The 17278-nt window shown below is 41.0% G+C and carries 16 protein-coding genes and 1 rRNA gene; 13 read left to right on the top strand and 4 right to left on the bottom strand.

Annotation, left to right across the window (positions count from 1 at the left end):
- The first annotated feature begins 224 nt into the window (after positions 1 to 224).
- The 6 genes from fabL (at position 225) to BSM4216_RS03385 (ending at position 6089) form a co-directional block, all read left to right on the top strand.
- Positions 225 to 974 carry an enoyl-[acyl-carrier-protein] reductase FabL gene (fabL, locus tag BSM4216_RS03360; protein WP_048622741.1) on the top strand — a complete coding sequence of 250 codons (750 nt, stop codon included), beginning with the start codon at positions 225 to 227 and terminating at the stop codon, positions 972 to 974.
- A gap of 70 nt (positions 975 to 1044) precedes the next feature.
- Positions 1045 to 1341, top strand: coding sequence for a gamma-type small acid-soluble spore protein (locus tag BSM4216_RS03365; RefSeq protein WP_048622742.1), 297 nt, complete (start codon positions 1045 to 1047; stop codon positions 1339 to 1341).
- A gap of 211 nt (positions 1342 to 1552) precedes the next feature.
- Positions 1553 to 1813: a YgaB family protein gene (locus BSM4216_RS03370; RefSeq protein WP_048624381.1), complete on the top strand. Its 261-nt coding sequence runs from the start codon at positions 1553 to 1555 to the stop codon at positions 1811 to 1813.
- A 134-nt stretch (positions 1814 to 1947) separates the two neighbouring features.
- Positions 1948 to 2493: a nucleoside tri-diphosphate phosphatase gene (gene ntdP / locus BSM4216_RS03375; RefSeq protein WP_003353809.1), complete on the top strand. Its 546-nt coding sequence runs from the start codon at positions 1948 to 1950 to the stop codon at positions 2491 to 2493.
- A 183-nt stretch (positions 2494 to 2676) separates the two neighbouring features.
- Entirely contained in the window at positions 2677 to 3954 is a 1278-nt protein-coding gene (locus BSM4216_RS03380; protein ID WP_026678786.1) for an IS110 family RNA-guided transposase, read from the top strand.
- A 389-nt stretch (positions 3955 to 4343) separates the two neighbouring features.
- The gene (locus tag BSM4216_RS03385; RefSeq protein WP_048622743.1) at positions 4344 to 6089 is read left to right on the top strand and encodes an ABC transporter ATP-binding protein; all 1746 of its coding nucleotides are present in this window, start codon (positions 4344 to 4346) and stop codon (positions 6087 to 6089) included.
- 82 nt (positions 6090 to 6171) lie between these two features.
- Here the strand turns inward: BSM4216_RS03385 and BSM4216_RS03390 are convergent, their stop codons facing one another.
- Positions 6172 to 7257: an FUSC family protein gene (locus tag BSM4216_RS03390; RefSeq protein WP_003353812.1), complete on the bottom strand. Its 1086-nt coding sequence runs from the start codon at positions 7255 to 7257 to the stop codon at positions 6172 to 6174.
- 536 nt (positions 7258 to 7793) lie between these two features.
- Positions 7794 to 9095, bottom strand: coding sequence for a glutamate-1-semialdehyde 2,1-aminomutase (locus tag BSM4216_RS03395; RefSeq protein ID WP_048622744.1), 1302 nt, complete (start codon positions 9093 to 9095; stop codon positions 7794 to 7796).
- 186 nt (positions 9096 to 9281) lie between these two features.
- On the opposite strand from BSM4216_RS03395, the gene BSM4216_RS03400 reads away from it, so the two are divergent.
- From BSM4216_RS03400 to perR, 5 genes are all read left to right on the top strand, one after another.
- Positions 9282 to 9680: a potassium channel family protein gene (locus tag BSM4216_RS03400; protein WP_003353814.1), complete on the top strand. Its 399-nt coding sequence runs from the start codon at positions 9282 to 9284 to the stop codon at positions 9678 to 9680.
- 157 nt (positions 9681 to 9837) lie between these two features.
- Positions 9838 to 10308: a thioredoxin-dependent thiol peroxidase gene (bcp, locus tag BSM4216_RS03405; RefSeq protein ID WP_003353815.1), complete on the top strand. Its 471-nt coding sequence runs from the start codon at positions 9838 to 9840 to the stop codon at positions 10306 to 10308.
- Between the two features lie 298 nt (positions 10309 to 10606).
- The gene (locus BSM4216_RS03410) at positions 10607 to 11551 is read left to right on the top strand and encodes a D-2-hydroxyacid dehydrogenase (protein WP_048622745.1); all 945 of its coding nucleotides are present in this window, start codon (positions 10607 to 10609) and stop codon (positions 11549 to 11551) included.
- A 2-nt stretch (positions 11552 to 11553) separates the two neighbouring features.
- A complete protein-coding gene (locus BSM4216_RS03415; protein WP_003353817.1) occupies positions 11554 to 12105 on the top strand; it encodes a cob(I)yrinic acid a,c-diamide adenosyltransferase in 552 nt (183 codons plus the stop codon).
- Positions 12106 to 12210: 105 nt separating this feature from the next.
- A complete protein-coding gene (gene perR, locus BSM4216_RS03420; protein ID WP_003353818.1) occupies positions 12211 to 12651 on the top strand; it encodes a peroxide-responsive transcriptional repressor PerR in 441 nt (146 codons plus the stop codon).
- Positions 12652 to 12687: 36 nt separating this feature from the next.
- Here perR and BSM4216_RS03425 read toward each other — a convergent pair whose 3' ends face one another.
- Positions 12688 to 13044 carry a YgzB family protein gene (locus tag BSM4216_RS03425; RefSeq protein ID WP_003353819.1) on the bottom strand — a complete coding sequence of 119 codons (357 nt, stop codon included), beginning with the start codon at positions 13042 to 13044 and terminating at the stop codon, positions 12688 to 12690.
- Between the two features lie 133 nt (positions 13045 to 13177).
- Between BSM4216_RS03425 and BSM4216_RS03430 the strand changes: the two genes are divergently transcribed.
- Complete coding sequence (locus BSM4216_RS03430; RefSeq protein WP_048622746.1) at positions 13178 to 14041, top strand: nucleotidyltransferase-like protein; 864 nt, start codon at positions 13178 to 13180, stop codon at positions 14039 to 14041.
- 215 nt (positions 14042 to 14256) lie between these two features.
- Here the strand turns inward: BSM4216_RS03430 and BSM4216_RS03435 are convergent, their stop codons facing one another.
- Positions 14257 to 15300, bottom strand: coding sequence for an IS30 family transposase (locus BSM4216_RS03435; RefSeq protein ID WP_048622401.1), 1044 nt, complete (start codon positions 15298 to 15300; stop codon positions 14257 to 14259).
- Positions 15301 to 15644: 344 nt separating this feature from the next.
- On the opposite strand from BSM4216_RS03435, the gene BSM4216_RS03440 reads away from it, so the two are divergent.
- Positions 15645 to 17199 (top strand): 16S ribosomal RNA (locus BSM4216_RS03440).
- Positions 17200 to 17278 lie beyond the last annotated feature (79 nt).

Here is a 17278-nt window from a genome sequence, read left to right on the forward strand (position 1 = left end):
ATCTAAAAAGAGTTGTCCGACCTTCCAATAAAAAGTAAAATAGAGGGGATGTTTCATGCTGCATAAACGGTCCATCACATCCTCTTCAAGAGTAATAACAAACGGATAACAACACATTTGACTGACTTTAAGCAGAGAAGAAATGAAGATCTTCATCCGAAGGCAATGATACATAGGCTAACTTGTTTTATAAAAAACGGGAATAGGGAAGAAAGGATGAAAAAATGAGCAATAAAGTTGCATTAGTAACAGGAAGCAGCCGAGGAATCGGGAAAGCGATTGCGATAGAATTAGCGAGGAAAGGCTATGATGTAGTGGTAAATTATGCTCGCAGCAAATCAAAAGCTTTGGAAACAGCAGAAGAAATTGAAAAACTGGGCCGAAAAGCGCTGGTTGTAAAAGCCAACGTGGGGGATGTCGAAAAAATACGTGATATGTTTCAGCAAATTCAAGAAGAATTTGGCCGTTTGGATGTATTTATTAACAATGCGGCCTCCGGTGTTCAGCGGCCGTTGATGGAGTTGGAAGAGAAGCATTGGGACTGGACCATGGATATTAACAGCAAGGCGCTCCTTTTTTGTGCACAAGAAGCGGCGAAATTGATGGAAATCAATGGAGGAGGAAGCATCGTCAGCATCAGCTCTCTCGGCTCCATCCGCTACTTGGAAAATTATACCGCTGTGGGCGTTTCAAAAGCGGCGGTTGAAGCTTTGACGAGATATCTTGCAGTGGAACTTTCGAAAAAGAATATTGTGGTCAATGCGGTATCAGGCGGCGCCGTTGATACGGAAGCATTAAAGCATTTTCCGAATAGAGAAGACATGCTGGAGGATGCGAAAAAGAATACACCTGCCGGAAGAATGGTGGAAATCGAAGATATTGTGAATACGGTTATGTTTCTGATTTCGAAAGAAGCCTCGATGATTCGCGGACAAACCATTATTGTCGACGGAGGCAGATCATTGCTCGTATAAAAATATTTTTAACTTTGTTTGGATATTTTTCACCTCGATGGACAAATTAATAACCGTGGAGGTGATAATGATGGCAAAACAAAACCAATTCACATCTAACACAAACGCGGAAAAAGTAAAACAACAAAACGCTGCATCTGCTCAAGGATCTAAATTTGGAACAGAATTCGCTTCTGAAACAGATGCACAGCAAGTAAGACAACAAAATGCTGCGTCTGCGAAAAACCAATCTCAATCGCAACAATCTTCTTCTTTTGCGACTGAGTTTGGTTCTGAAACAGATGTGCAAAAAGTGAAACAACAAAATCAACAAGCAGAAAGTCGCAAAGCGCAAAATTCAAGCGGCTCAAATCAACAAAATCAATAAGTACACAAGGGAAGAGATACATAGTAGTATGTGTCTCTTCTTTTTTTTAGTTGGAAAAGATGGAATCAATCCCCATTATATGAAATCATCCTGTGAATGAAAAGTTAAAATTTTCGATAAAAACGTTAAAGAACCGACAGAAAAAGAGAAAGGAAAAAGGGCGGCTGGGAAGAAGTTAATAGAGGAGGATGTGACCGTTTGAGGGGTGATGATGATGTTAGATCGTTTTGATGTATTAGTAAAGGAACAAATGAAAACGATGGAGAAACTGTTGTTATTGCAACAGGAAATAGAGCGGTGCCAGCTAATGGAGAAAGAATTAAAAGAACTTCAGGATATTGCCGGAATGGAAAACCTTGAAAGTGAAATGGACGAGATGAGAAAAAAATTAAAGGAAATACAAAAGGTCTTTGAAGCCCAAACGGATGAAGTGATTCGTACTTATCAAGAGCAAACAGGCGTGAAATTATGAGCGGCGGCGAAAACCGTGGCTCTTTTGTTTTAATTTTAATGGTGAATCGTTATAATATGAAAGTAGAATTGTTTTTTCCTCCTCTTAGGGAAAAGACTGGTGAAATTTTTTTGATACGAAAGTAGGGGACAATCATGGTATTTCCCGCTGAAGGAGAAACCATACAAATTCATAGTTATAAACATGACGGCCATATTCATCGGATTTGGGAAGAAACGTTGGTTTTAAAAGCGACAGAACGTCTTGTCATTGGAGGCAATGACCGAACCATCGTTACGGAGTCCGACGGCAGAACATGGATGACAAGAGAGCCGGCCATTTGTTATTTTCATGCTGAGCATTGGTTCAATATTATTTGTATGATAAGAGAAGATGGGATCTATTACTACTGCAATTTAAGTTCTCCGTTTGTTTATGACTATGAAGCGTTAAAGTATATTGATTATGATCTCGACATTAAAGTGTTTCCCGATATGACCTACTCCCTCCTGGATGAAGATGAATACGCTGAACATCGAAAGCAAATGGGTTATCCTGATGTGATTGACCATATTTTAAAGCGGAATGTGGACAAGCTAATCAAATGGATTGAACAGCGCAAAGGTCCATTTGCACCTGATTTTGTAGACATATGGTACGATAAATATCTTTTCTTAAATAAAAGAAGGTATGGGGTCTGATCCTAAAGATGAGTCAGCCCCTTTTTCCATGGAAAAATAAAGAAGAATATTGATTTTTTGATGTAAGGAGCATTCCTGTTAGAAGGTTTTCGGGGACTTGAACAAAAAGAGCCCTCTTGGTATGATGCGGGGTGTCAATCTGCTAGAATTGACCCCTAATTTGTTAACCAAGGAGGACTCCATATGGATTGTATAGAAAATCAAAAAATTAATCAAGTCACTGAAAAAACACTTGTCGTCGGTATCGACATTGCGAAGCGTACACATTTCGCTTGTTTTGTGGATGATCGTGGTCGTGTGCTTCAAAAATCATTCTCTGTATCCCAATCTCGGGATGGATTTGAGTCCTTCTATCAACGAATATTAAGGGCCATGAAGGATCATGACAAAACAGAAGTCTTAGTTGGAATAGAACCAACAGGTCATTATTGGCTCAATCTCGCTTATTTCTTGGAGGAGCGTGGGATACCCCTCGTTATAACAAATCCAATGCATGTCAAACGTTCTAAGGAATTAGATGACAATCTTCAAACGAAGAATGACCGTAAAGACGCATTAGTGATCGCAAGACTCTTAAAAGATGGACGCTTTAGCTATCCACGTATTTTAAAAGAAAAAGAAGCTGAACTCCGAGTAGGATCTACTTTTCGAGGGAAATTGACAGAGGAGCTAGGTTCGGTCAAAAACATGATGATCCGATGGTTGGATCGCTATTTTCCTGAGTTCACTCAAGTTTTTCCGTCATTCGGAAAAATGGCCTTGGCCGTACTCGAATGTACTCCATTCCCGAGTGATCTTCACCAGAAACAACCTGATGAGGTATTGGACATTTACCGAAAGGTAGAGGGGTTAAAATCTCCTCAAAGACCAAAAGCGACACAACTCATTCAAGTCGCGGCTCAATCAATTGGAGTAACAGAAGGACGTGAGATGGCCCGTTTTGAAATCGCCACACTCGTTCGTCGTTACCACCAGTTAGAACAAGAAATCGAAAGCATTACTCAGAAATTAGTTGAACTTGTCAAAACATCTGTAGAATATGAATGGCTTACAACAGTTCAAGGATTAGGGGATACGACCATTGTCGATCTTTTAGCTGAAATCGGAAGCTTTTCACACTATAAAGATCCACGCCAACTAATAAAACTCGCGGGATTAACATTACGTGAAAATTCCTCTGGTCAGCATCAAGGCCAAAAGCGTATTTCCAAACGGGGAAGAAGAAAGCTACGTTCCCTCCTTTTCCGAGTGATGATGCCGATGATTCGCCATAATGAAGCCTTTAAAAAGCTACATGATTATTACACAAACCGTAAGGTGAATCCGTTACGCAAGAAGCAATCCATTGTGGTTCTATGCGGAAAGCTATTAAAAGTGTTACATGGAATCTGTACCAAGCACAAAGTGTTCGACGCACAGCGAATGATGAAGGATATCCCTAGTCTCGCAGAGGCTATGTAAAGTTCTACATCTTCTTAACAGACCTAGACAACAGGATGACACGGAGAAGCTGGCATTATTTTTTCCCATTCGACCTCGAGTCCCTTAAGGAGCTTCGCTAGCCTCTGTCTTATGACTAGACCGAACGAAGGAATGTAGGCACACAGATGCCAAGAGACATGGGAGGGTACGTCATCATAAGTTACGCAGAGATCCATTGTGCATCCCATCATTCTCTAGCACTACTTACCATTATTACCCAGTAGTGGCCGCGTAGCGTACCCATAGGATGGAATAGTTTCACATAATATAAAAATATTGTTAGTATGCGTGTCGAAAATTATTTTTTTGACACCCCACCAACGGGTTAAACCGTTGATATATCAACATTTATAGAGGGAGGGGGAAATTTGGGAAGCATACGTAGATATATGAATTTTGTAAAACCATACAGGCGAGAAATTATCTCAACTTTGTTTATCGGGGCCATCAAATTTGCCATACCGCTCCTCATTCCGCTTTTCATTAAATATGTGATTGATGATATCATAGGAAATCGTGAATTATCCACCGATATCAAAATCCATAAGCTTCTTTTTGTACTGGGAGTCATGTTTTTTATTTTTGTCGTATTGCGGCCGCCTGTTGAATATTTTCGACAATATTTAGCCCAAAGCACTGGAAATAGAGTGTTGTATGATATTCGAGACCGACTCTTTGAGCACATTCAAAAGTTAAGCTTTAAATATTATTCTAATCATCGGGCGGGCGAAGTGATTTCCCGGGTAATTAATGATGTAGAACAGACGAAGGATTTTGTGATTACAGGATTGATGAATATTTGGCTCGATTTGGCAACCATTTTCATCGCTGTTGGACTCATGCTGTCGATGGATGTCAAATTGACCATTGTTTCGCTTTTAGTATTTCCTCTTTATGCTTTTTCCGTCAAATATTTTTTTGGAAATTTAAGAAGACTGACAAGAGTGCGTTCGCAGGCGCTGGCAGAAATGCAAGGTTTTCTGCATGAACGAGTGCAGGGAATGCCTGTTATTAAAAGTTTTGCCATCGAGGACTTTGCCCAAGATCAATTCAAAGACCAAAATTCAAATTTTTTGGATAAAGCCCTCTATCAAACGAATTGGACAGCCAAATCATTTGCAGTCGTGAATACCATTACCGATTTAGCTCCTTTGATTGTCATTGCTTATGCCGGGTTTCAAGTGATTCACGGCCATTTATCAGTCGGAACGATGGCCGCATTTATTTCTTATGTAGATCGTTTATACGATCCTTTAAGAAGGCTTGTCAATTCATCTACCACCTTAACTCAGGCCATAGCTTCCATGGACAGAGTGTTTGAGCTGATCGATGAGAAATATGATATTACGGATCGTCCCAATGCCATTGAATGCAAGGATGTAAAAGGAAATATTGTATTTGATCATGTAAGTTTTGCTTACGATGAAAATGAACCGGAAGTGTTGAAAGATATTGATCTTGAGATTAAAGCGGGTGAGACGGTTGCTCTTGTCGGAATGAGCGGAGGGGGCAAATCTTCGCTAGTAAGCTTGATTTCGCGTTTTTACGATGTGACAAAAGGAAGAATTTTATTGGACGGTGTAGACATTCGCGATTTTAAAGTTCGGAGTTTACGTGATCATATCGGAATGGTGCTTCAAGATAATATTTTGTTCAGCGATTCTGTTAAAAACAATATCCTTCTCGGACGTCCGGATGCAAGTGAAGAAGAAGTGATCGCTGCAGCTAAAGCCGCAAACGCTCATGACTTTATTATGAATTTAGTCGATGGATATGACACGAAAGTGGGCGAAAGAGGGGTAAAGCTTTCAGGCGGGCAAAAACAAAGAGTCGCAATTGCCCGAGTGTTTCTGAAAAATCCTCCCATCTTGATATTGGATGAGGCTACTTCAGCGCTTGATTTAGAAAGCGAACATTTAATTCAAGAGGCACTGGAAAAGTTGGCAAAGGATCGGACCACTTTTATTGTTGCTCATCGGCTTTCTACTATAACTCATGCGGATCGAATTATTTTGATTGAAAATGGCCAAGTCGTTGAATCGGGCACTCACGAAGAACTTATGGCAAAACAAGGGAGCTACTATAAACTCTTTCAAGTGCAACAGCTGAATTAGAACGTAATCATGGGATACAGAAGGACTTTTTGAAACAAAAAAAGAAAAAGTCAGGAGAGAATATTTCGTTTCTTCCTGACTTTTACTCGTTTTCTTCTTTTATTTTCACTTCATTTTCCGACTTATGAAAACTTTGGAAGCTGTGAATCAGCATATCCAGATGCTCCACTTGTTCGCCATACTCTAAGATGGAGGTGACGATGTAGAGCAAATGGAAGGATTGGGTATCCTTGCTTCCGGAGTACTCTTCAATAATTTCGTCTAAAAATGCATCCATAAATTCCTTGCGGTTTAAATACACATCATGGACTTCTTCCAGCTCCGTTTTTTTCTTCGCTTTTCCAACAAACTTCAATAATATTTGCTCATGGTAGCTGATTAACGCATCGAGCATTTCTTGAATTCTTTTTTGAAGTTCCTCTGGAAGCTGCTGGATTTCATTTTCATAATGGTGAAGCCGTTTTAAAATCTCAAAGCTTTTTTTGACAGCAATGATCATTTGCCTGTAAATCACAAGTCGGCGATTTTTCGCAGTATGGCTGATTTTAAATGTATTTCTGTCTTCTTTGTACAATTTATATAACTCGTCCGTTTTGTATAATCGCTCGCTAATCTTGGATATGTCGAGTTTCAACAGTTGATAGTCAGAGGCATTTCGAGTGCTCAAGCGAATCCATTTCAAAATGTCCTCTGTCACGTTGTTTATATGCAAAAAAAGTTTCGTCTCATATTTGGGCGGCATAAAAATTAAATTGACGACAAAAGCGGCTAAAATTCCAAGCATAATGGTTCCAAAACGGAGGAGAGCAAATTGGATAAACTGTTCGTTTTGAACTTCCATAATCGCGATAATAGTCACTAGTGCCAAACCGACCGTATTATCAAGTTTTAATTTTAAAATAATGAGAATCGCGACAATAGAAGCCAGACCGACAAATACGATATGGTTGCCGAAGAAAACGACAGTCAGAATGGCAATGGCAGCACCAATCGCATTTCCTTGAACTTGTTCGACAATGGTTTTATAAGATCGATAAATAGTTGGCTGTATTGCAAAAACGGCTTGTATTCCGGCAAAAACAGGAGATGGCAATTGAAGAGCGCGAGCAATGGCCAACGCAAGGACAATCGCAATTCCTGTTTTTAATATGCGGGCACCAAGCTTCATAGCGCATTTTTCCTTTCTTAAGTTTTTACATGTAATGAAAATGGCTTCAAAACGTCAAACGCTGACCTGGGAATGATATTATCTCCCTTTTTATATGATGTTTGATTTTCTCTATTTATCCCTACTTTGAATGTCCTTTTTTGTGATGGATCGTCTGAAACATTATTGTACTATACAATGGAAAAATAAGAATATCAAGAGATGTAGCCTTTTTTGAAAAATAAAATTTTATCCAGTTTTTGCTTTTCATGAATTGGTCATTCTTGTTTTCTAAAGATAAGTAAAACAAAGCGAAAAACGGCGAGATGATTAAAAGGAACGGTCAAGACGGGAGCAGAAGATTTTTTTGAACCTTAATGGAGTAAATGGAATTAGCGTCTATTTAAAACTGAATAAATTTACTGGCGATTTGCCCTTGACCTCCGTTGGCAAATAGCTGAGAATACCGTTTTTTTACGGGGGATAAGAAAAAGCGCCCTGTCAAAGGACGCTTGCAAACATGATAGTCGTTTCAACATGAAACTACCAGTTGGATATTATTTTATTTCTTGAGACATTTTTTCAAAAGCTCGCTCTACTGCTTGGATGGTTGTCCGAATATCTTCTTCCGTATGGGCGAGAGTAATAAACCAAGCTTCATATTTGGAAGGAGCTAGGTTAATGCCTTGATGAAGCATCAGTTTGAAAAAGCGGGCAAACCGTTCACCGTCGCTTGCTTGCGCTTGAGTATAGTTTTCGACTTTTTCATCTGTAAAGTATACCGTAAGCGCACCTTTTAAACGGTTAATCGTAATCGGGATTTGATACGTTTGTGCTGCTTTTAAGATTCCTTCTTCCAACATAGCCCCGAGCCGATCGAGGTATTCATAGACACCGTCTTGCTTTAATACTTCCAAGCAGGCAATTCCCGCCAAAATAGAAGCTGGATTTCCGGCCATCGTTCCTGCTTGATAAGCTGGACCGAGAGGAGCTACTTTTTCCATGATATCCACTCTTCCGCCGTAAGCGCCAATTGGAAGGCCTCCGCCGATAATTTTTCCCATGGCTGTTAAATCAGGAATGACTCCCAGCAAATCTTGAGCTCCCCCGTACATAAAGCGGAATGCCGTAATGACTTCATCGAATATAAGCAGAGCGCCTGCTTTGTGCGTTAATTCTTTCACTTGTTCTAAAAATCCCGGCTTCGGCTCTACGATACCAAAGTTTCCGACAATCGGTTCAACTAATACAGCTGCTACTTCATTGCCCCATTTATCAATGGCTTCACGGAACGATGCGACATCATTGTATGGAACGGTAATGACTTCTTTTGCGATGCTTTCCGGAACGCCCGCTGAATCAGGTGTTCCTAAAGTAGAAGGCCCTGATCCTGCCGCTACTAGCACTAAATCAGAATGTCCGTGATAACATCCTTCGAACTTTATAATTTTGGTTCTTCCGGTGTAGGCTCTTGCGACGCGGATCGTGGTCATCACAGCTTCGGTTCCGCTGTTGACAAAACGAACTTTTTCCAGCGAAGGTATGGCTTCTTTTAACATTTTGGCAAATTTCACTTCAAAAGGAGTCGGCGTTCCGTATAAAACCCCATTTTCCGCTGCTTTTTGAATCGCTTCGGTAATATGGGGGTGGGCATGTCCTGTAATGATAGGACCGTAGGCTGCCAAATAATCAATATATTTATTGCCGTCAACATCCCAAAAATAAGCGCCCTTTGCTTTTTCCATCGCAACAGGTGCTCCACCGCCAACTGCTTTATAGGAGCGGGACGGACTGTTAACGCCGCCGACGATATGTTCCAGCGCTTCTTTATGTAAACGTTCTGAATGGGTAAAGTCCATAAAAGTATTCCTCCTGCCGTGTCATAACTAATATTAAGTGTTTCATATATATTATTACATATTTCCTACCCATTTTCATAAAAATGAAATTTTCAGCGGCAAGCGTTTCAGGATCACTCTTTATCTTCTTCTTTTCGTTTTAATAACATTCTATCGGTCGGTGAAAGGTAACAGGAGGGTTATCGGATGCCGTATTTATTAATGGCCGCAGTGATTATTTGTATGACACTAAGTTTGCGCGAATTGTTTGTTCCTTCTAGATGGAAGTATAAAAAATTGTCTTTTGAAAACTTTCTCTTATTGGGATTATTATATGTGACGATCATGATCGGTTTTGGCCTTCTTTATTTGCTTTTAGAAATGCAAGGTTATGCCATTTTGACCGGAAAAGGAACGTACAGCGAAAGTTTTTTCGAAAAGCTCCATACCTCTCTTTATTTCAGCGGTATTACGTTGTTCACAGTCGGTTACGGAGATTTAGTTCCAAACGGTGTAGGGCGCTGGATTGCGCTAGTGGAGGCATGGCTGGGTTATACCATTCCGGCAGCTTTTGTCGTGAAAACTTTCATTGATTGGGAGAAATAATGTGAAACTTCCATCAGCCGAGCGGATGGTTAGTAGGACTAATTGGATGAATAGGAGACGTTTCCCCCGTCAAGAAAGGAGATTTGCGGGATAAATTCAATTGCAAATTATTTTAAAATTGGATACGCTAAGTTCAAAACGAATGGAGGGATTACATATGACATTGGCAATAGGTGAAGCGGCTCCTGATTTTGAACTTCCGGCCAGCAATGGCGAAAAGGTAAAATTATCGAATTTCAAAGGGAAAAATGTGGTGCTGTATTTTTATCCGAAAGATATGACTCCCGGCTGCACGACAGAAGCGTGTGACTTTCGGGATTATCATGATGAATTTTCCAAATTGAATGCCGTGATTCTGGGAATTAGCACGGATTCTTTGGACAAACATAAAAAATTTATTGAAAAGTACGATTTGCCTTTTTTGCTGTTGGCCGATGAAGACCATCAAGTATGCGAACTTTATGGCGTTTGGAAGTTAAAAAAGAATTTCGGAAAAGAATATATGGGAATCGAGCGTTCGACATTTGTTATTGATCAACAAGGAAGACTTGCAAAAGAATGGAGAAAAGTAAAAGTAAAAGGACATGTTGAAGAAGCGCTGGAATTTATTAAAAATGAGCTCTCGTAGCCTATTTTTAGAATGAGAAGGCAATTGTCCATGCATTATGTAGATTAAAACATACTGTAAAGTAAGGGCATACCTCCTCATGAAATAAATGTTTAGGGCCGGATCCACCGGTCCATTTTTCTTTGAACAAAAATATCGGGAGAAAGCAGCTATTCTTACAAATTTGCTTCAGCGCTTTTCTTATTTGTATTTTCTTCCAGTAAATCATGGTAAAATGGGCGTGGAGGCCAATTAACGATAAGAAATCTAAAATTTCCATAACGGAATAGACAAAATCAAGTGGAGAGGAGCAAAAAAAGTGGAAGTTGTTTTTTCATTTTTTCCGCCGGCTGATTTAAGAGAACAATTAATCAATGAATTTCCCGATTGTCATTTTCAATTTTATCGAAAAATTTCTGAAGCGGAATGGAAAAATGCTGAAGTCATCGTCACATACGGCGAAGATTTGTCAGAAAAAATCATTCATTCATCGCCGCGTCTACGATGGATTATGGTTTGTTCGGCAGGCCTTGAAAAAATGCCGTTTCAAGCTATCAAAGCAAAGAATATCCTCGTGACAAATGCCAGGGGAATTCATAAAATCCCAATGGCTGAATTCACATTAGGTCTCATGCTCCAACATGTTAAAAGATACCCTGAGCTCGCTGATTTCGAAAAACAAAAATTTTGGAATAAAAAACTGCCTTTGCAAGAATTGGCGGAAAAAGAAGTGCTTGTATTGGGGACGGGTGCCATCGGAAGCGAAATTGGCAGGCTTTCCAAAGCATTTCGAATGAAAACAAGCGGAGTTAATCGAAGCGGGAAACCAGTGGACTATTTTGATCGCATCTATACGTTTCAAGATTGGAACATTGCGCTTGGCACGGCCGATTTCATTGTCTCTGTCCTTCCAAGCACGCCGGAAACCCGTTATCTTTTAAGGGAAAATCACTTTCAAACCATGAAAGACACAGCTGTCTTTATCAATATCGGGCGGGGAGACCTTGTAGAAGAAAAAGTGTTGTTAAATGCTGCAAAACAGAATCAAGTGGCCCATATTTATTTGGACGTTTTTGAAAAAGAACCCCTTCCCCCGGAACATGAATTTTGGACATTGAATAATATTACGGTAACGCCGCATATATCAGCGATGTCGAAAAATTACTTGCCAAGAGCGTTTGAAATATTAAAACACAACTTATCTACATATATTACAGGAAGAAAAGATTTTTGGAATGTGGTCGATCTGGACAGGGGGTACTAGCGTTGAAAATTTATACGAAGACAGGAGATAAAGGGACAACTTCGCTTATCTACGGGCAAAGAGTTTCAAAAACCGATGCCCGCGTAGAAGCATATGGGACATGCGATGAGGCGAATACGCTCATTGGTTTATCGCTTAGCTATTTCGTGCATGAATCATTTGACGGAAAAGAAGAAGTAGCAAATGTTTTACAGCAAATTCAAACAGAACTTTTTTACGTTGGTGCAGAATTGGCTACTCCTCCCGAAAAAGAAGTGAAGTGGAAATTAAAAGAAAATAATATCCAATTTCTCGAAAAGATGATTGATCAATGGGATGGGAAATTGGAACCATTAAATAATTTTATTTTGCCCGGGGGCCATCCCGCGGGAGCCGCGCTTCATGCAGCCCGTTCTGTTGTCAGAAGAGCGGAACGAAAAGCGGTAAAAGTAGAAAAGGTAAATCCTCTTGTTCTGGCTTATTTAAATCGACTTTCCGATCTATTGTTTGTCGCAGCAAGATATATAAACGCTAAACTTGGGCAAAAAGAGAAGAAACTTTCTATAGAATCATGAGAATTTTGGATTGAAAACATTGACAAAATCACTATTTCATTAGTACACTTATTATAAAGATTACAAATTGAGAACGATTTTTATGTTAAAGTGAGGTGCATGACGGTGGCGCAGGAACATCTTAAAGAAGCTTTAGAAACGTTAAAAGATTCTGGAGTACGTATAACTCCTCAGCGTCATGCAATACTTGAATACCTGGTCCAATCCATGTCACACCCAACTGCGGATGAAATTTATAAAGCGTTAGAAGGTAAATTTCCCAATATGAGTGTGGCAACCGTTTATAATAATTTGCGAGTATTTCGTGAAGTTGGATTAGTGAAAGAGCTGACCTATGGCGATTCATCCAGCAGATTTGATTTTGTAACAACTGACCATTACCATGTCATTTGTGAAGAGTGCGGCAAAATTGTCGATTTTCACTATCCAGGACTGGACGAGGTTGAACAATTTGCTTCGCATGTTACTGGTTTTAAAGTTAGTCACCATCGGATGGAGATTTATGGGATTTGTCCGGAATGCAGTGCCAAAAAAGAAGTTCATTAAAAAGAATTGTTCTAAAAAGGAACAATTCTTTTTTTGCTATTTATTTCGTTTTTTTCGATTGTACTCCTCATTAAACTCTTTGCCCTCCAAAGAAGGATCGAGCGTAAGGGGCTCTCGGCAATACATGCACATATCTACTCTGCCAAGCATTTTTGTTTGTTTTCTACAGTTTGGACAAACCACCACAACCGCCCTTGTCGAAAGCATTCCAATCCAAAAATACACAACGACACTCGCCATAATGCTTAAAAATCCCAGCATCATAAAAATCGTCATGATCAATGGATGATTTCGAAAAAATAAACCTATGTACATTATCAAAAAACCGATAAAAATTAACGAAAGTGCAAAAGTTCGAATACGGTTAATCTTACTTTTATAATTTTTGGCCATCCCATCCCCTCCTAACGTAACTATATCATACTTTACGCTTTGAAGTCGGTTAATGTTTTAAAAGGAATAGAAGGAAAATCAGCAGTTTTTGTCGAAATTGGTAGAATGAAAAAATTTAATGGAGGAATTTTTTATGGAGGATATCCTTCGGCCCATTTATCAAGAGAGAGCGAGCTCAAAAAATACGCTTGGCATTTTATCCATCGAAAAAAGAGAAGGATGGAATTATCAAGAAGAAACATTTGACAACATTTTATTAGTAATTGCAAAAGAAGTCGAAAAAAATTTGCTGGTTAAACATTATGCATATCAAGATAAGAAAGCCGCTCTCTATATTGTGGACGAAGAGCAGTTGAAGGAATGGCTTCTTTTAGGAACGAATCGAAAAATATTGAACTGGCTTTCCGATGGGAAAATTGTGTTTGACCGGAACGACTATGTTCATCGATTGAAAAATGAGTTGCGAGAACCTTCTGCCAATGAAAGAAATTTGAAAATGGCGATTGAATTTTCAAAGATTATCAAGTCCTACACAGATGGAAAAGCATTTTTTCATAACGGGCATTACATGGATGCATATCATCATATTTCCCGCTCTCTTTATCATTTAGCATGCTTGACGATCATCGAAAAAGGATTTCAACCGGAGCAGACAATGTGGGATCAAGTGAAACAATTGAATCCTGAAATTTACAAACTATACGAAGAACTGCTGACCAGCAACGAAAATATAGAAAAACGGTTGGAACTTCTTTTCTTGGCGAGTGAATTTCTTATTCATTCGCATACGGAATCCGGTGTTTCTCATTTTCTAAATGTTTTAAGAAAAAAAGACTACTGGTCTATTGATGATTTGATAAACCATCCGGAAGTAAAATATTACGCTATCGATTTGGAAACCCTCTTGGAGTATTTAATTCATCAAAATTATGTGCGGATTGTTCAGGCAGAAACGAAAGGAATTCATATTTATCATCGATTCTATAAAATTTCTTAAATTGCAATATTAAATGCAACAAGTATTGAAAGACCAGATAACCCATGATTAAGTAGAATCGGGACACTCTGCGCAACTTGACGTGGAGTGGCGGGCATGGTAGCCTGGTTGGCCCAGCCAGTACCGTATACCTGGCTTCATGGCTGGTAGCCATGCCCGCAGAGGCTCTTTGTCAAGTTGCTAAAAACCAACCCTTTGGGTTAGCTGGCTTAAGGTTAAGAAGCTAAGCCAGCTAACTCTATTTGGAAACACTCCTCAGGTGTACGATAATTGAGGATCTTCCTTGGAAGATGGTTACACCAATTTTCAACATAGGTAATGGTTTCGTCTGCCACAGAGGAAATGGGTCTCCCCTTTGGTATGAAGCGCCTAATAAGGCCATTATGACGCTCGTTGGTTCCTCGTTCACAGGATGTGTAAGGGTGTGTAAAATAAACCTCTGTTAGATCTTTTTCAACACTAAGGCCGAGGTCAGCAAATTCAGAACCGTTATCAGCCGTAATGGTTTTAAACACTTTAGAGAACCGATTACCATAAGACACTTTCAACTGAGATATGACTTCTGAAACGGATAGACTATCCTTGGCTGTCACTCTCAAAATTATTTCTTTACGGGTTTTGCGCTCAGTAAGAGTCAATAAGGCCTGATCTTTAGTCTTCTTGCCTATAACCGTATCAATTTCCCAGTGACCAAACTCTTGGCGTTCATTGACTTCAATTGGTCGCTCATCGATACTGCGTCCTAAGATCTTCTTATTCTTCCGGTTACGTTTTTTCTTGGTGTTCAGGGTAATTTTCATAGGTAGGTCAATGTTTTTAACGCCTATAAGTCCTAGATCAATATAGTTATAAAGGGTCTTGGTGCAAACCATTTTGTCTTTGAATTTCCCATCACGTTTGGCTCTCCCACATACCGCATCAGGAGACCATTTCTTATCAAGGATCTGAGTTTCGGCATACTTAATAAACTCGATGGCATCGTCTAGTTTTAGCTTGCGGCCACAGGCTTTCCTGTTTCTCTCATAGAGAAGTTGACCTGTGTCTGGAAAATAGACATGAACAATTTTCCCGTTGCTTTTTCTTTGTGGCACTGTACCTCTTCTTAACTCACGGGAGATGGTGCTTTTGTGACAACCAACATAATCTGCAATCTCCTGTTGAGTCTTACCAGCAGCGTGTAAGGCCGCAATTTTCCCACGGTCATAAGCCGTTAAGTGTTTGAAATGCCGAGCTCCTATGGTAGAATTAGTAATTGCCATAGATAAATCCTCCGTATCGATATTGTTTTAGTCGACTTAATCATACGTGGTTTATCTATGGTTTTTCATTTTTTATGCTTGTTGCATTTGATTATACAACTAGCCTTCTATAAAATTTTTTCATAAAAACAAAAAAAGTGATTGACGTAATTATGTTTTCTTGTTATAGTAATAAACGTCGCTGCTGGATGTGATTGAAAACAGCAACGGCTCAAAAAAATATTGACAGTGACTTTAGTTGTATGATATTATTGAAAAGTCGCTATCATTAGATGGGTCCTTGAAAACTGAACAAAACGAAGCGTAAACCAATGTTTCAATCGAAACAAGCCAAGTCAAATTTCTTTTTGGAGAGTTTGATCCTGGCTCAGGACGAACGCTGGCGGCGTGCCTAATACATGCAAGTCGAGCGGACTTTCAAGAAGCTTGCTTTTTGAAAGTTAGCGGCGGACGGGTGAGTAACACGTGGGCAACCTGCCTGCAAGACGGGGATAACTCCGGGAAACCGGGGCTAATACCGGATAATATCTTCCTTCGCATGAAGGAAGGTTGAAAGGCGGCGCAAGCTGCCGCTTGCAGATGGGCCCGCGGCGCATTAGCTAGTTGGTGAGGTAACGGCTCACCAAGGCGACGATGCGTAGCCGACCTGAGAGGGTGATCGGCCACACTGGGACTGAGACACGGCCCAGACTCCTACGGGAGGCAGCAGTAGGGAATCTTCCGCAATGGACGAAAGTCTGACGGAGCAACGCCGCGTGAGCGAAGAAGGTCTTCGGATCGTAAAGCTCTGTTGTCAGGGAAGAACAAGTACCGTTCGAACAGGGCGGTACCTTGACGGTACCTGACCAGAAAGCCACGGCTAACTACGTGCCAGCAGCCGCGGTAATACGTAGGTGGCAAGCGTTGTCCGGAATTATTGGGCGTAAAGCGCGCGCAGGCGGTCTCTTAAGTCTGATGTGAAAGCCCACGGCTCAACCGTGGAGGGTCATTGGAAACTGGGAGACTTGAGTGCAGAAGAGGAGAGCGGAATTCCACGTGTAGCGGTGAAATGCGTAGAGATGTGGAGGAACACCAGTGGCGAAGGCGGCTCTCTGGTCTGTAACTGACGCTGAGGCGCGAAAGCGTGGGGAGCGAACAGGATTAGATACCCTGGTAGTCCACGCCGTAAACGATGAGTGCTAAGTGTTAGAGGGCTTCCACCCTTTAGTGCTGCAGCTAACGCATTAAGCACTCCGCCTGGGGAGTACGGCCGCAAGGCTGAAACTCAAAGGAATTGACGGGGGCCCGCACAAGCGGTGGAGCATGTGGTTTAATTCGAAGCAACGCGAAGAACCTTACCAGGTCTTGACATCCTTCGCTACCTCTAGAGATAGAGGGTTCCCCTTCGGGGGACGGAGTGACAGGTGGTGCATGGTTGTCGTCAGCTCGTGTCGTGAGATGTTGGGTTAAGTCCCGCAACGAGCGCAACCCTTGACCTTAGTTGCCAGCATTCAGTTGGGCACTCTAAGGTGACTGCCGGTGACAAACCGGAGGAAGGTGGGGATGACGTCAAATCATCATGCCCCTTATGACCTGGGCTACACACGTGCTACAATGGATGGTACAAAGGGTCGCGAAACCGCGAGGTGGAGCTAATCCCAAAAAACCATTCTCAGTTCGGATTGCAGGCTGCAACTCGCCTGCATGAAGCCGGAATCGCTAGTAATCGCGGATCAGCATGCCGCGGTGAATACGTTCCCGGGCCTTGTACACACCGCCCGTCACACCACGAGAGTTTGCAACACCCGAAGTCGGTGAGGTAACCCTTACGGGAGCCAGCCGCCGAAGGTGGGGCAGATGATTGGGGTGAAGTCGTAACAAGGTAGCCGTATCGGAAGGTGCGGCTGGATCACCTCCTTTCTAAGGAAGAAGAAAAGCAGAGGCGACTGTTCAGGTGCGACAAGCACAAGACAGCTTGCGAGGAGGTAGTATTTCAACC

The sequence above is a fragment of the Bacillus smithii genome, assembly GCF_001050115.1.
Classification (GTDB): Bacteria; Bacillota; Bacilli; order Bacillales; family DSM-4216; genus Bacillus_O; species Bacillus_O smithii.

What these genes read in the sequence shown, in the direction of transcription:
- BSM4216_RS03435 (WP_048622401.1), bottom strand. Translation starts at nt 15,300, where the DNA reads ATGGCAATTACTAATTCTACCATAGGAGCTCGGCATTTCAAACACTTA.
- fabL (WP_048622741.1), top strand. Translation starts at nt 225, where the DNA reads ATGAGCAATAAAGTTGCATTAGTAACAGGAAGCAGCCGAGGAATCGGG.
- BSM4216_RS03400 (WP_003353814.1), top strand. Translation starts at nt 9,282, where the DNA reads ATGCCGTATTTATTAATGGCCGCAGTGATTATTTGTATGACACTAAGT.
- BSM4216_RS03390 (WP_003353812.1), bottom strand. Translation starts at nt 7,257, where the DNA reads ATGAAGCTTGGTGCCCGCATATTAAAAACAGGAATTGCGATTGTCCTT.
- bcp (WP_003353815.1), top strand. Translation starts at nt 9,838, where the DNA reads ATGACATTGGCAATAGGTGAAGCGGCTCCTGATTTTGAACTTCCGGCC.
- BSM4216_RS03395 (WP_048622744.1), bottom strand. Translation starts at nt 9,095, where the DNA reads ATGGACTTTACCCATTCAGAACGTTTACATAAAGAAGCGCTGGAACAT.
- BSM4216_RS03430 (WP_048622746.1), top strand. Translation starts at nt 13,178, where the DNA reads ATGGAGGATATCCTTCGGCCCATTTATCAAGAGAGAGCGAGCTCAAAA.
- ntdP (WP_003353809.1), top strand. Translation starts at nt 1,948, where the DNA reads ATGGTATTTCCCGCTGAAGGAGAAACCATACAAATTCATAGTTATAAA.
- BSM4216_RS03365 (WP_048622742.1), top strand. Translation starts at nt 1,045, where the DNA reads ATGGCAAAACAAAACCAATTCACATCTAACACAAACGCGGAAAAAGTA.
- BSM4216_RS03380 (WP_026678786.1), top strand. Translation starts at nt 2,677, where the DNA reads ATGGATTGTATAGAAAATCAAAAAATTAATCAAGTCACTGAAAAAACA.
- BSM4216_RS03425 (WP_003353819.1), bottom strand. Translation starts at nt 13,044, where the DNA reads ATGGCCAAAAATTATAAAAGTAAGATTAACCGTATTCGAACTTTTGCA.
- BSM4216_RS03370 (WP_048624381.1), top strand. Translation starts at nt 1,553, where the DNA reads ATGATGTTAGATCGTTTTGATGTATTAGTAAAGGAACAAATGAAAACG.